Here is a 12,334-nt window from a genome sequence, read left to right on the forward strand (position 1 = left end):
CTCCAACCGGCTCAGGATGCCCCTTGTTCCGGCTCCCACTGCGCGAGAACCGTGATGGTGCCCGGGTCGACCTCGGTGAACCCGGCGTCCCGCACGGCGACGACGCGGTCGCGCCGCCACGCGCCCTCGGGGTCGTCGCCGGGGTGCAGTTCCTTCCACCGCGCGACGCTCGCCGCCCGCACCGCGGTCCGGTAGCCCCGCGCGGCCCAGGCCGCGCGCTGCTCGTCGTCCAGCAGCGCGGCGAGGATCATCGTGGCGTGCCCGACCTGTGCGGCGGCCTTGCCGACGGTCATCGGCGCGTGCGGGTTGAGCAGGAGCAGCGGGACGCCGCCGGGGATCGGGCCCGGCTCGTCCGGCGGCAGTTCGCTGCCCGAGATCTGCAGCCGCGAGACCTCCTTGGGCGCCTCGGCGACCAGGCCCGGCACCAGCGCCCGCGCCTCGGCGCCGTCGATCTCGACGGTGATGCCCGGCAGGTCCTGGACGGCCGCCCAGTGCGCGCCCCGCGCCCGCCGCGCGACCTTGCGGATCCGGTTGTCGAGCCAGGCGTGCATCGGCTCGGCCCACTCGCCGCCGGGCTCCGAGCGCTCGTCGAGGCAGACCGCCAGCGCGGCGGCCGCGGCGGCCTCCAGCAGCGGCGTGCGGCCCGGCGGCTCGGCGCGTTCGATGCGCAGGATGACCGGCATCGCCCGGACTTCCTCCGGGAGCTCGTCCGAGGTGTCCGAAGTGTCTTCGGCCGGAAGCCCCAGCCAGTAGGCGTAGCGGGCGGCCAGGGGGTCGAGAACGCTGCTCACGGACGCATCAGCTCGAGCCCGTCGGCGGCGTCGGCCGCCTCGACCTCGCCGCGGGTGAGGCCGAGCACGAAGAGCACGGCGTCGAGGTACGGGTGCGACAGCGCGGTGTCGGCCACCTCGCGCAGCGCGGGCTTGGCGTTGAACGCGACGCCCATACCGGCCGCCGAAAGCATGTCGATGTCGTTGGCGCCGTCGCCGACCGCGACGCACTGCTCGAGCGGGATGTCGTACTCACCGGCGAAGCGGCGAAGCACCTTCGCCTTGCCCGCGCGGTCGACGACCTCGCCGACGACCTTGCCGGTCAGCTTGCCGTCGACGATCTCGAGCTCGTTCGCCGCCGCGAAGTCCAGGCCCAGCTCTTCCACCAGACCGCCGATGACCTGCGTGAACCCGCCGGACACCACCCCGGTCTTGAACCCCATCCGCTTGAGCGTGCGGATCGTCGTGCGGGCGCCCGGGGTCAGCTCGATGGACGCGGCGACCTCGTCGATCGCCGAGGCCGGCAGGCCTTCCAGCAGCGCGACCCGGCGTTCCAGCGATTCGGTGAAGTTGAGCTCGCCGCGCATGGCGGCTTCGGTGATCTCGCGGATCTCCGGTTCGACGCCGGCGTGCGCGCCCAGCATCTCGATGACCTCGCCCTGGATGAGCGTCGAGTCGACGTCGAAGACGACCAGCCGCTTGGCCCGGCGCGTGATCCCGGCCCGTTCGACGGCGATGTCGACCCCGACTTCGACGGCCGCGTCGGCCAGTTCCGAGCGCAGCGCGGCGTCGGCCTCGGGGGTGTCCCGGTCGACCGAGACGTACAGCTCCAGCCCGGTCACGGGGTAGTCGGCGACGCTGCGGATCGCGTCGATGTTGGCGCCGAGCGACGCCAGCCGCCGCGCGACCTCCGAGAAGCCCCGCGCGGTGACCGGCCGCCCGAGCACGACCAGCACGTGGGTGGAGTCGCGGCGGCCGAGCGCGAACGGGTCGTCCCCGATCGCCGAGCCGATCTTGACCTCGACCTGCATCCCGACGGACGCCATCGCCTGCTCGACGGACTCCTGCAGGCCCTCGGGGTCGCGGTACACGCCGGCGAGCACGCCGAGCACGAGCTGCCCGCGGATGACGACCTGTTCGACGTCGAGCACGTCGACGTCGTGGCGGGTCAGCACGGCGAACAGCACGGACGAGACACCCGGCTTGTCGGGGCCGGTCGTCGTGATCAGGACGGGGGTCTGGGTCACTGGTCATCCCTCGTTCGGCAACGCTGCACGATCAGTCTGCCGGTCCGGGCTCGGACATAAGTAGAGCGCGTGCCCGGCTTCACAAAAGCCGGGCACGCGCTCTCACTCGTTCAGGGTGTTACTTGTCGTCGCCTTGCTCGCTGGCGTTGTCCTGGGAGTGGTCACCCGGGATCACCGCCTCAGTGAGCACCTGCGACGGCGCCGCGTGGCTGTTGACCTTCTGCTTCCCGAAGAAGCCGATCTCGCCCTCGTTGTGGATGCGCTCGATCATGTGCGGGTAGTGCAGCTCGAACGCGGGCCGCTCGGAGCGGATCCGGGGCAGCTCGGTGAAGTTGTGCCGCGGCGGCGGGCACGACGTCGCCCATTCGAGCGAGTTGCCGTAGCCCCACGGGTCGTCCACCGTGACGATCTCGCCGTACCGGTAGCTCTTGAAGACGTTCCAGATGAACGGGAGCGTCGAGGCACCGAGGATGTACGCGCCGATCGTCGAGATCGTGTTCAGCGTGGTGAAGCCGTCACTGGTCAGGTAGTCCGCGTACCGGCGCGGCATGCCCTCGGCACCCAGCCAGTGCTGGACGAGGAACGTGCCGTGGAAGCCGATGAACGTGGTCCAGAAGTGCCACTTGCCGAGCTTCTCGTCCATCATCCGGCCGGTGATCTTCGGGAACCAGAAGTAGATGCCGGCGAAGGTGGCGAACACGATCGTGCCGTAGAGCACGTAGTGGAAGTGCGCGACGACGAAGTAGCTGTCCGACACGTGGAAGTCGATCGCCGGCGCGGCCAGCATGATGCCGGTCAGGCCGCCGAAGAGGAACGTGACGATGAAGCCCATCGAGAAGATCATCGGCGTCTCGAAGGACAGCTGGCCCTTCCACATCGTGCCGATCCAGTTGAAGAACTTGATGCCGGTCGGGACGGCGATCAGGAACGTCATGAAGGAGAAGAACGGCAGCAGCACGGCGCCGGTGGCGTACATGTGGTGCGCCCACACCGCGACCGACAGGGCCGCGATCGCCAGCGTCGCCCAGACCAGGCTCTTGTAGCCGAACAGCGGCTTGCGGCTGAAGACCGGGAAGATCTCCGACACGATCCCGAAGAACGGTAGCGCGACGATGTAGACCTCGGGATGGCCGAAGAACCAGAACAGGTGCTGCCAGAGGATCACGCCGCCGTTTTCGGGGTCGAACACGTGCGCCCCGAGGTGCCGGTCCGCCAGCAGGCCCATCAGGGCCGCGGTCAGGATCGGGAAGGCGAGCAGGATCAGGATCGACGTCACCAGGATGTTCCAGGTGAAGATCGGCATCCGGTACATCGTCATGCCGGGCGCGCGCAGGCAGACCACGGTGGTGACCATGTTGACCGCGCCGAGGATGGTGCCGAGACCGGAGACCACCAGGCCGGAGATCCACAGGTCCGCGCCGACGCCCGGCGAGTGGATCGCGTCCGAGAGCGGGGTGTAGGCGAACCAGCCGAAGTCGGCGGCGCCACCCGGCGTCAGGAAGCCCGACAGCACGATCAGGCCGCCGAAGAGGTACAGCCAGTACGAGAACGCGTTCAGCCGCGGGAACGCGACGTCCGGCGAGCCGATCTGCAGCGGCAGCACGAAGTTCGCGAAGCCGAAGAGGATCGGGGTCGCGTACAGCAGCAGCATCACCGTGCCGTGCATGGTGAACAGCTGGTTGTACTGCTCCTGGGACAGGAACTGCTGCCCCGGCCGCGCCAGCTCGGTGCGGATGAGCATGGCCATCGCGCCGCCCGCCATGAAGAAGGCGAACGACGTGACCAGGTACATGATCCCGATCTGCTTGTGGTCCGTCGTGCGGAACAACCGCAGCAGGTACGAACCCTTGACCGACTCGCGCGCGGGATACGGGCGCGTCGCGATCGGCTTGGGGGCTACGGCCGTCACTCCTGCCTCCAACACTGAAACCTTGTGGTGGTCATCGTCCGGCCGCCGGGACGCGGGCGGGGCCCGGTTCCGGCGGTCAAGGGGATCGTAGCCCTCGCTACCGACAGTCGCGCGCACCGGCTGGCAAGATCGGGCCGTGGCCGACGACTACACGCGCACCGCGGTTCGCGTGGCACTGACGGTGACCTCCCGGCTCGGCCTGCGCGCGCACGAGCCCGAGGTGCTCCACGAGCGCTCGAACGTGCTGGTGAGGCTGGGTCCGCTGGTCGCGCGGGTGCCCGGGACCACCCGCCTGGCGCGGCCCGGTCCGGCCTGGCAGGAACGGGACGTCGCGCTCTCCCGGTTCCTCACCGACCGTGGTGTGCTCGTCGTCTCACCGGCCGCGGATCCCCCGGCCGGGCCCCATTTCGCCGAGGGCCTGCCGGTCACGCTCTGGCACCACACCCCGCACGATCCGGACCACCGGTACGCACCGGACGTCGTCGCGCGCTCGCTCGCCGAGGTGCACGCGGCCCTGCGCGAGTACCCCGGCGAACTGCCCCGGCGCGGCCCACTGGACGACCTCGAGCGCGTCTTCGACCGGCACGACCTGGACCCCCGCCTGCGCGCCGAGGCGGCCCGGCTCGCCGCGAGGCCGCCGGACGTCGCCGTGCAACCCCTGCACGGCGACGCGCACCCGGGCAACCTGATCGCCACTCCCGCCGGCCCGTGCTGGCTGGACTTCGAGGACACCTGGCGCGGGCCGCTGGCCTGGGACCTGGGGATCCTCGCGCGGCAGGGCGGCCCGGAGTACCTCGCCGCGTACCCGGCTTCCGTCGACGAAGACGCCCTTCGCCACTTCACGCGGCTGCGAGAGCTGTACTCGGTCGTATGGCGCTTCGTGATCGCTCAGCGGTTCCCCGACCGGCTGCCCGAAGCCCGCGCGGCGCTTTCCGCCTACTTCTCGTGAGTCGCCGGGTACCAGGACAGGATCGCCTCGACCACGCCCGCCGGGTCCTCCAGCGGGGTCAGGTGACCGGCGCCCGGGAGCACCACGAGCGTCGCGCCGTCCAGCACCTCGACCATGGCGCTGGCCGCCGCCACCGGGGTGATCGGGTCCTCTTCGCCGACGATGACCAGCGCGGGGACTCCCGAATCGCGCAGCAGGTCCAGGGAATCCGGCCGCGTCCGCAGCGCGAGCGCCGTCCACGAGATCCCGGCCGGCGGCTGCGATTCGATGATCTCCCGGACGGTCGCGACGACGTCAGGCCGCTCTTCGCGGGTCGATTCGGCCAGCAGGTTCGGCAGGTTGGCGTCGGCCAGCCAGCCCCCGGTGCCTTCGTCGTCGACGCGCTTCGCGACGGCCAGCCGGCTTTGCGCGGCTTCGGGCGTGTCGGGCGTCGCCTTGGTGTCGATGAGCACGAGCCCGCCGACCCGCTCGGGCGCCAGCCGCAGCACGGCCATCGCGAGGTAGCCGCCCATCGAGCAGCCGCCGAGCACGACGCGGTCCAGGTCCAGGCGGTCGAGCAGGGCGACGACGTCGCGCGCGGCGTCCTCGAGGCTCGGCTCGCGATCGGACTCCGGCAGCGGCGAGCGGCCGAGCCCGCGCTGGTCCGGCGTGATCACCCGAAGGTGTGAAGCGAGGGGCTCGCGCACCGCGTTCCACATGCGGGCGTCCAGGGGGAAGGCGTGGAGGAGGACCAGCGGCAGTTCGGTCATGCGGGCCATTTTGTCGGACCCCCGCGCTAGCTTCGCCGATGTGTTCACCGACATCGAAACCGACCGGCTGCTGCTGCGTCCGCTCCACGAGGCGGACCGGCAGGCGATGGTCGACATCCACACCGACCCGCGCACCAACCGCTTCCACCCCGACCCGCCCGACGTCCCGCGCGCGTCGGCGATGTTCTCGGAGTGGCTGGCGCACTGGGCCGAGCACGGCTTCGGCTACCCCGCGGTGCTCGAACGCGGGGGCACCGAGGTGCTCGGCATGTGCGGGGTGCGGCTGCGGGAGTTCCACGGCGAGCAGGTGCTGAACCTCGGCTACCGGTTCCGGCCGTCGGCGTGGGGCAAGGGGTACGCGGTGGAGGCCGGGCTGGCGGTCCTGGAGTGGTGTGCCCGCGACCTGCCGTCGCTGCCGGTGCTGGCGAGCGTCAGCGTCGAGAACAAGCCGTCGCTGCGGGTGGCGGAGCGGCTCGGCTTCACCGAGTACACGGAGGAGATGTACGACGGCGCGTACTCGCGCCACTACCGGCGCTGAGCCGGGCGGTGTTTGACAACTCCAGAGCGTTCAGCGGCGGCGGTTCGGCCGGCGCCGGGCCCGGGCGTCCCAGCAGGCCCGGTGCCAGTGCCGCCGGTCGGCGACGGAGCCGGTGTCGTCGGCGGGCCAGACGACGAGGTGCGGCGTGCCGGGCCGGATCTCGTGGTCGCACCCGGGGCACCGGTAGGTCTTGCCGGCCTGCGAGCCGGGGACGGTCCGCACGAGCCAGTCCCCATCGCTCCCGGACTCGGCACGCGCCCACCCGGTGGCGGCACCAAGCTCACGTTCGGGCGGCCCACCGTCCGCGCGGCGGCCGGGACGGTTCCGTCGAGGCACGCGCCCACGGTAACGGCGAGGGCCGAAGCGAGCCGCCCAGGCCCGCGCGGTGCCGGTTCACCAGGCCACCGGCCGGAGGCAGCGCGCCGGGCGAAACCCCTACAGCGCCGGGCAAAAGCACTGGCCGCCGAGGCCCGCGCAGCTCCAGACCACCGGAATCCCCACCGCAATCCCGGCCACCGGCCCGGCATCCCCACCACGCGAGTCTCAAGCCGCCCGGCCCGCCACCACCCGCCCCGCCCCCAACCGGCGCACGATCCCCTCGTGCCCCAGCCCAGCCGGGCCAGCGTCCCTCCAGTCGGCCGGAAGCCCCCGCGAGGTCTCAAGCCGCCCGGCCCGCCACCACCCGCCCAGCCCCCAACCGGCGCACGATCCCCTCGTGCCCCAGCCCGTCCCAGCCGAGCCGAGCCAGCGTCCGCCCGGTCCGCCCGAAGTCCTCCCCGCCGAGCACGGACATGATCGTGATCGCCGCGTCCACCATCGGCGTCGCCACCCCGGCGCACCGCGCGAGCGCCTGCAGCGGCACCAGCGTCGAGCGGATGTCCTCGGTCAGGAACCGGTGGTCGAGGCTGGTCGGCGCGGCGATCGTCCGGTACGGCTCCACCGTCCGCAGCGCGTCCAGCAGCGTCGTGGCCGGGCACCCGTAGTACCGGTCGAGCACCTCGGTCATCGGCAGCAGCCGCGCGCCGTAAGCCCGCGCGACCAGCGCGAACTCCGCCTCGGTCCGCTCCAGCAGGGCGACCGTCCGCGCCGAAACGCCGTCGACGTAGAAGAGCAGCTCCTCCGCGCGGTCGATGGTGCCGAGGTTGGCGAGCGCGATCGGCACGTGCGCCACCGCGCCGAAGTCGTGCAGCCCGCGTTCGACGGGGTTGCACGCGACCTCCAGCATCGGGAACCACTCCCGCAGCAGCCCGGCGTGCCGTCCGACGGCGGCCGGCGTGCCGCCCGAGATCAGGTTCCAGCCCTTGGCGCCCAGCACCGTCACGCCATCGGTGCCGGACGGCCGCGCGGCGAACAGCGCGTCCGTCTCGACGACGTCGACGTCCGGTACCCCGGCGGCGGCGAGCGCGTGCGCGAATTCGACGCTCCCGCAAAGCTTGCCGGAGAACAGCACCACCACTTGTCCGGCACGCAGGTGCGGCGCGAGCCGGACGGCGACCTCCGGGTAGGCGGTGGTCACGGTGGCGACCAGCACCACGGCCCGCCCGGCCAGCGCGGCGGGGTCGTCGGTCACCTCGCGCAGCGGGAACCGCCCGTCGAGCACCCCGCTCGCGGTGATCTCCCGCCGGCGCGCGATCGCCGCCACCGCGCCGAGGTCCCGCGTGCACAGGTGCACCGCCAGCCCCCGCGAAGCGAGGTACGCCGCGACGGCCCTTCCCTCGCCACCGGCTCCGACGACCCCGATCCCGTTCAGCCCGCCCATTCCGCCCACTCCCGTCACTCGGGTACGCAGTGGACAGGTCGGGGCCCCGCCCGGGAAAGTTCCCGCGGGCGCACGGTCCCGGAAACCGGACGCGTCAGCCCTGGGCGAGGGCGAGCGGAACCAGCTGTTCGGCGGTGGTCAGCGACCCGTGCTGCCCGATCAGCGACGTCTCGACGGCTTCGGCGAGCCCCCGCACCATCCCGAACCGGTCGCGGGCCGCCGCGACGACGTCGCCGATGCGCGGCAGCACCCGGTCGCTGACGGTGTGGCCGAACCACCCTTCGGCGACGGCCTCTTCCCGCGAGCGCACCCACGCCCGTTCGCCCAGCACCTCGCGCCAGGCCGCGAGGACATCCGCGGCCGCACCCGGCTCGGTGTAGACGTGCCGGGCGCGCACCTCGCCCCCGAACGTCCGGACGCCTTCCAGGAGTTCCGGGACGTCTTCGAGGTCGAGCTTGTCGTCGACGGTCACCATCCCGTGGTCGGCCACCACCGCCAGCAGCGCGCCGGGCGGCAGACCGTCCACAAGGGACTCGACGAGCCGGTCGATCTGCCGCAGCTGCATCCGCCACGCGGCCGAGCCGGGGCCGTAGACGTGGCCGAGCAGGTCGAGTTCGCTGTGGTAGGCGTAGCAGAACGCGCGCCCGTCCAGCACGGACAACGTCCGCGCGGCGAGGTCGCCCAGCGCGTGCACGCCGGCGTACTGCGCGCCGCTTTGGGTGGCCAGGGTCAGGGCCGTGTCGCGGAACTTGGCGGACGACACGACGGCCGCGTCGACGCCCGCGGCGGCGGCCCGCTCGAACGTCGTCTGCAGCGGCTGCACCTCGCGGGGCGGGAGGGCGCCCCGCAGGTCACTGCCGTCTTCGTGGCTGCACCAGCGCAACGCGTTGAGCACGCCGGTGCCGGGCATCTCGAAGGTGTAGCCGACCATGCCGTGCTCACCGGACGCGAGCCCGGTGCCGATCGCGGCCACGCCCGCGGCGGTCGTGGACGGGAAGCCCACGCGCAGCGACTCCCGGGCGAGCTCGGTCAGCACGGGCGCGTCGGCGGCGTGCGCGGCGAGCAGCTCCTGGCCGAGCCCATCGACGAGCAGCACCGCGGCGCTGCGCGCCTCCGGCACGGCGAGGGTGTTCCCGCAGCCGGGCACCCCGAGAGCGGCGAGCAGGGACGGGACGACCTGGCCGAGGTGCGGAACATCGGCAAGCGAAGGCGGCTGCACGCGCCCAGCTTCCCACTGGCAGGTCCGGGCGGCCGAGCGGTAGCACGAGCGGTTACAGAAGCCCTCGTCAAGGCCGAAGCCCTGGCCGCCCGCCGCCCGGCAATCCGCAGCCCCGATCGGACGAGTCCCGGCAGCCACCGCCGCCCCCTCGGCCCGGTGCGCAGGCCCCCGGCGATGCCGCGGCCTGAGTGGCCGAGCCCCGAGCGCCCCAACCAAGCACTCTCGCGAGCCACCGCGAAGACCCGGGCTGTCCTGGCAAGGCGTTTCCGCCGATAATCGCGGCATGCCGACCTACGCCTACCGCTGCCGCGAGTGCACCGAGACCTTCGAGCTCCTGCGCCCGATGAGCGAATCCGGCGCGCCGGCGGCCTGTCCGGAGGGCCACGCCGACACCGTCAAGCTGCTCACCACCGTCGCGCTCACCGGGGCCGCGAGCGGACCCGCGGTCCCGGCCGGTGGCGGCGGGGGCTGCTGTGGCGGCGGCTGCTGCGGCTAGAGCGCCTTCAGCGCCTGCTCCAGATCGGCCCAGAGATCCTCGACGTCCTCCAGCCCGGCGGAAAGCCGGATCAGCTGGTCGGACACGCCGGCGTCGTGCCGGTCGCCCTCGTCGACGATGCGGTGGCTGATCGACCCCGGGTGCTGGATCAGCGTGTCGACGCTGCCCAGGCTCACGGCCGGCGTGATCAGCCGGACCGCGCCGATCAGGGCGTGCGGGTCGCCGTCGACCTCGAACGCCACCAGCGGCCCGCCGATCCGCGGGTAGTGGACGGCGGTCACCGCGGGGTGGTCGCCGAGCCGCGCGGCCAGCGTCGCCGCGGTGGCCGACGCCGCGTTGACGCGCACCGGCAGCGTGGAAAGCCCGCGCAGCAACAGGTATCCGGCGAGCGGGTGCAGCACGCCGCCGGTGGCGAAGCGGATCTGCCGCAGCCGGGCGGCTTCCGCGGCGTCACACGCGACGATCCCGCCCATCACGTCGCCGTGGCCGCCGAGGAACTTCGTCGCGCTGTGCAGCACGATCCGCGCCCCGTGGCGGCCCGGGCGCTGGAGCACCGGGGTCGCGAACGTGTTGTCCACCAACAGGGGCACATCTCCGCAAGCCAGCGCCAGCGCGGCGATGTCGGCCTCGGCGAGGGTCGGGTTCGCCGGCGTCTCGACGAACACCAGCCCGGTGTCGGGCCGCAGCGCGGCGGCGACCTCCTCGGGCGCCGCCCAGGTGACCTCGGTGCCGAGCAGCCCGGACTCGAGCAGGTGGTCGCTGCAGCCGTACAGCGGACGCACCGCGACGACGTGCCGTTTCCCTTGCGCCACCGCGGAAAGCAGGCAGGCCGAGACGGCGGCCATGCCACTGGCGAACGCGACGCCGTGCTCGAAGCCCTCGAGCTCGGCGAGGGCCCGCTCGAACCGCTCGACGGTCGGGTTGCCCACCCGGCCGTAGATCGGCGGCCCGTCGAGCTCGGCGCCGGCGGCGAAGGCGTCGATCCGGGCGGCTTCGGCGGCACTGTCGCGGGACGGGTACGTCGTGGACAGGTCCAGCGGAGCGGCGTGCACGCCGAGGTCCGTGAGGTCGTCACGGCCGGCGTGGACGGCGCGGGTGCGCAGCGAGGAGGTCATGCCAGCATCGTCGAGCTTTCGCCGGATCCGGGGCAACACTCTCGGATATCATTCGCCGATGCCCGATTCCGTCGAACTGAGTCCGGTCGACCTCGAGATTCTGCGCCTCCTCCAGAACGATGCCCGGATCACCAACAAGGACCTCGCGGCGGCGGTCGGCATCGCGCCGTCGACGTGCCTGGACCGCGTCGGCCGGCTCCGCGACACCGGCGTGATCACCGGGCAGCACGCGTCGGTCGACGCGGCGAAGCTGGGCCGTCCGCTGGAGGCGTTCCTGTTCGTCCAGGTCCGCCCGCACCGGCGGCCGCTGGTCGACCCGTTCGTCGAGCACCTGCTGTCGCTGCCCGAGGTCCGCGCGGTCTACCACCTGACCGGGCCGGACGACTTCCTCGCGCACGTCGCGACCAGCTCCGCCGGCGAGCTGCAGCGCCTGGTCCTCGACGAGCTGACCGCGCGGGACGAGGTCGCCCGCGTGCACACGAACCTCGTCTTCCAGCACTGGAGCGGCGGCCCGCTGCTGCCGCCGGGCGCCTGACGTCAGAGCGTCGAGAGCCAGCGGCGGGTCTCGCGCGGCGAGGTCAGCCGGACGACCGCGGGGCCCGGCGACGACGCCGCCCAATCCCGGATGGTCGCCCGCTTCCGCGCGAACGACCTGAAGTGCCAGCGGATGATCGAGTCGGCGGAGAACATCTGGCGGAACGACTCGACGTTGCCGTTGCAGATCCGCTCGCGGGTCACCGAGCGCACGGCGGTCCGGCGCACCAGCCGGCCCAGGGAGAGCCAGCGCGGGTAGTCGAGGCCGACGATCAGCTGCGTGCGGGGCAGGACGACGTCCCTCCACCTGCCGTACGCGGCGTCGAGGACCCAGCGCTCCCCCGCGCACACCTCGGCGATGCGGCGGCGCTGCTCGTCGTCCGGGACCGCGACCCAGCCCGGCTCCCAGGTGAGGTCGTCGGCCGAGACGTAGGGCAGGCCGGCGCGCTCGGCGATCCGGGCCGCGAGCGTCGACTTGCCCGAGCCGGTGACGCCGTAGACGACTATGCGCTCAGGCTTCGAGGTCACGGGCGGGCTCCCGCGGTCCGCGGTAGGGCAGGGTCTGGCTGTAGACGATGCTCGTGGTCGTGCTGCCGAACTGGGCCAGCTCGTCCATCGTGCGCTCGAGGTGGGCCATCGAGGCCGCGGCGACCTTGAGCGTGTAGCAGTCGTCGCCGGTGGTGCGCAGGCATTCGAGGACCTCGAAGCGCTCGCCGAGCAGCTTGTGCAGTGCCTCGTGCCGGCTGCCGGGGTACTTGAGCCGGACGACGGCGAGCACCGGGTAGCCGACCTTGCCGAGGTCGATGTCGGCGCGGTAGCCGGTGATCACGCCCGCCGACTCGAGGCGGCGGAGCCGTTCGGTGGTGGCCGACGCGCTGAGGTTGACGCGGCGGCCGAGCTCGGTGAGGGGCAGCCGGGCGTCCTGCTGGAGCTCGACCAGGATGGCCCAGTCCGTCGGGTCCAGACTCTCGGTCATTCGGCGAATATACCGCGAGATCCACGGCTGAAACCGCCGAACGCCGTGATCATTCCCTTCCGATCACGGCTTC

At 72.5% G+C, this 12,334-nt stretch carries 14 protein-coding genes; 4 read left to right on the plus strand and 10 right to left on the minus strand.

Annotated features, from left to right (window positions below; genetic code table 11):
- Positions 1 to 11: 11 nt before the first annotated feature.
- The 3 genes from ACIRSS_RS12950 to ctaD all read right to left on the minus strand — a co-directional run bounded on the left by ACIRSS_RS12950 (position 12) and on the right by ctaD (position 3,926).
- Positions 12 to 791 carry a peptidyl-tRNA hydrolase gene (locus tag ACIRSS_RS12950; RefSeq protein ID WP_400894124.1) on the minus strand — a complete coding sequence of 260 codons (780 nt, stop codon included), beginning with the start codon at positions 789 to 791 and terminating at the stop codon, positions 12 to 14.
- A complete protein-coding gene (serB, locus tag ACIRSS_RS12955) occupies positions 788 to 2,017 on the minus strand; it encodes a phosphoserine phosphatase SerB (RefSeq protein ID WP_400894126.1) in 1,230 nt (409 codons plus the stop codon). The genes ACIRSS_RS12950 and serB overlap by 4 nt, the downstream gene beginning before the upstream one ends.
- 118 nt (positions 2,018 to 2,135) lie before the next feature.
- Positions 2,136 to 3,926, minus strand: a complete 1,791-nt coding sequence (gene ctaD, locus ACIRSS_RS12960) for a cytochrome c oxidase subunit I (protein WP_400894128.1) — start codon at positions 3,924 to 3,926, stop codon at positions 2,136 to 2,138.
- A gap of 136 nt (positions 3,927 to 4,062) precedes the next feature.
- Here ctaD and ACIRSS_RS12965 point away from each other — a divergent pair, with 136 nt between their 5' ends.
- Entirely contained in the window at positions 4,063 to 4,875 is an 813-nt protein-coding gene (locus ACIRSS_RS12965) for a phosphotransferase (RefSeq protein WP_400894130.1), read from the plus strand.
- Here the strand turns inward: ACIRSS_RS12965 and ACIRSS_RS12970 are convergent.
- The gene (locus ACIRSS_RS12970; RefSeq protein WP_400894132.1) at positions 4,863 to 5,624 is read right to left on the minus strand and encodes an alpha/beta fold hydrolase; all 762 of its coding nucleotides are present in this window, start codon (positions 5,622 to 5,624) and stop codon (positions 4,863 to 4,865) included. The genes ACIRSS_RS12965 and ACIRSS_RS12970 overlap by 13 nt on opposite strands.
- On the opposite strand from ACIRSS_RS12970, the gene ACIRSS_RS12975 reads away from it, so the two are divergent.
- On the plus strand, positions 5,623 to 6,162 hold the full coding sequence (locus ACIRSS_RS12975; protein WP_400894134.1) for a GNAT family N-acetyltransferase: 540 nt from the start codon (positions 5,623 to 5,625) through the stop codon (positions 6,160 to 6,162). The genes ACIRSS_RS12970 and ACIRSS_RS12975 overlap by 2 nt on opposite strands.
- A 30-nt stretch (positions 6,163 to 6,192) precedes the next feature.
- Here ACIRSS_RS12975 and ACIRSS_RS12980 read toward each other — a convergent pair whose 3' ends face one another.
- From ACIRSS_RS12980 to ACIRSS_RS12990, 3 genes are all read right to left on the minus strand, one after another.
- On the minus strand, positions 6,193 to 6,498 hold the full coding sequence (locus tag ACIRSS_RS12980) for a hypothetical protein (RefSeq protein WP_400894136.1): 306 nt from the start codon (positions 6,496 to 6,498) through the stop codon (positions 6,193 to 6,195).
- 322 nt (positions 6,499 to 6,820) lie between these two features.
- Entirely contained in the window at positions 6,821 to 7,921 is a 1,101-nt protein-coding gene (locus ACIRSS_RS12985; protein ID WP_400894137.1) for an NAD/NADP octopine/nopaline dehydrogenase family protein, read from the minus strand.
- 94 nt (positions 7,922 to 8,015) lie between these two features.
- Positions 8,016 to 9,140 (minus strand): alkaline phosphatase family protein, encoded by a 1,125-nt coding sequence (locus ACIRSS_RS12990; protein WP_400894139.1) that lies wholly within the window; start codon positions 9,138 to 9,140, stop codon positions 8,016 to 8,018.
- Positions 9,141 to 9,423: 283 nt separating this feature from the next.
- Between ACIRSS_RS12990 and ACIRSS_RS12995 the strand changes: the two genes are divergently transcribed.
- Positions 9,424 to 9,636 carry an FmdB family zinc ribbon protein gene (locus ACIRSS_RS12995; RefSeq protein ID WP_400894141.1) on the plus strand — a complete coding sequence of 71 codons (213 nt, stop codon included), beginning with the start codon at positions 9,424 to 9,426 and terminating at the stop codon, positions 9,634 to 9,636.
- On the opposite strand, the gene ACIRSS_RS13000 is transcribed toward ACIRSS_RS12995, so the two are convergent.
- Entirely contained in the window at positions 9,633 to 10,751 is a 1,119-nt protein-coding gene (locus ACIRSS_RS13000; RefSeq protein WP_400894143.1) for a trans-sulfuration enzyme family protein, read from the minus strand. The two genes, ACIRSS_RS12995 and ACIRSS_RS13000, sit on opposite strands and share 4 nt — an antisense overlap.
- Before the next feature lie 58 nt (positions 10,752 to 10,809).
- Here ACIRSS_RS13000 and ACIRSS_RS13005 point away from each other — a divergent pair, with 58 nt between their 5' ends.
- The gene (locus tag ACIRSS_RS13005) at positions 10,810 to 11,286 is read left to right on the plus strand and encodes an Lrp/AsnC family transcriptional regulator (RefSeq protein ID WP_400894145.1); all 477 of its coding nucleotides are present in this window, start codon (positions 10,810 to 10,812) and stop codon (positions 11,284 to 11,286) included.
- A gap of 2 nt (positions 11,287 to 11,288) precedes the next feature.
- On the opposite strand, the gene ACIRSS_RS13010 is transcribed toward ACIRSS_RS13005, so the two are convergent.
- Both ACIRSS_RS13010 and ACIRSS_RS13015 read right to left on the minus strand, forming a co-directional pair.
- The gene (locus ACIRSS_RS13010) at positions 11,289 to 11,813 is read right to left on the minus strand and encodes an adenylate kinase (RefSeq protein WP_400894147.1); all 525 of its coding nucleotides are present in this window, start codon (positions 11,811 to 11,813) and stop codon (positions 11,289 to 11,291) included.
- Positions 11,797 to 12,261: an Lrp/AsnC family transcriptional regulator gene (locus tag ACIRSS_RS13015; RefSeq protein WP_400894149.1), complete on the minus strand. Its 465-nt coding sequence runs from the start codon at positions 12,259 to 12,261 to the stop codon at positions 11,797 to 11,799. Before ACIRSS_RS13015 ends, ACIRSS_RS13010 begins: the two co-directional genes overlap by 17 nt.
- Positions 12,262 to 12,334: the final 73 nt, after the last annotated feature.

It is taken from the genome of Amycolatopsis sp. NPDC101161, assembly GCF_044768185.1.
Taxonomy (GTDB): domain Bacteria; phylum Actinomycetota; class Actinomycetes; order Mycobacteriales; family Pseudonocardiaceae; genus Amycolatopsis.

Coding starts and splice junctions, on each gene's coding strand:
- ACIRSS_RS13015 (WP_400894149.1), bottom strand. CDS start 12,261: ATGACCGAGAGTCTGGACCCGACGGACTGGGCCATCCTGGTCGAGCTC.
- ACIRSS_RS12970 (WP_400894132.1), bottom strand. CDS start 5,624: ATGACCGAACTGCCGCTGGTCCTCCTCCACGCCTTCCCCCTGGACGCC.
- ACIRSS_RS12995 (WP_400894141.1), top strand. CDS start 9,424: ATGCCGACCTACGCCTACCGCTGCCGCGAGTGCACCGAGACCTTCGAG.
- ACIRSS_RS12985 (WP_400894137.1), bottom strand. CDS start 7,921: ATGGGCGGGCTGAACGGGATCGGGGTCGTCGGAGCCGGTGGCGAGGGA.
- ACIRSS_RS13005 (WP_400894145.1), top strand. CDS start 10,810: ATGCCCGATTCCGTCGAACTGAGTCCGGTCGACCTCGAGATTCTGCGC.
- ACIRSS_RS13000 (WP_400894143.1), bottom strand. CDS start 10,751: ATGACCTCCTCGCTGCGCACCCGCGCCGTCCACGCCGGCCGTGACGAC.
- ACIRSS_RS12975 (WP_400894134.1), top strand. CDS start 5,623: ATGCGGGCCATTTTGTCGGACCCCCGCGCTAGCTTCGCCGATGTGTTC.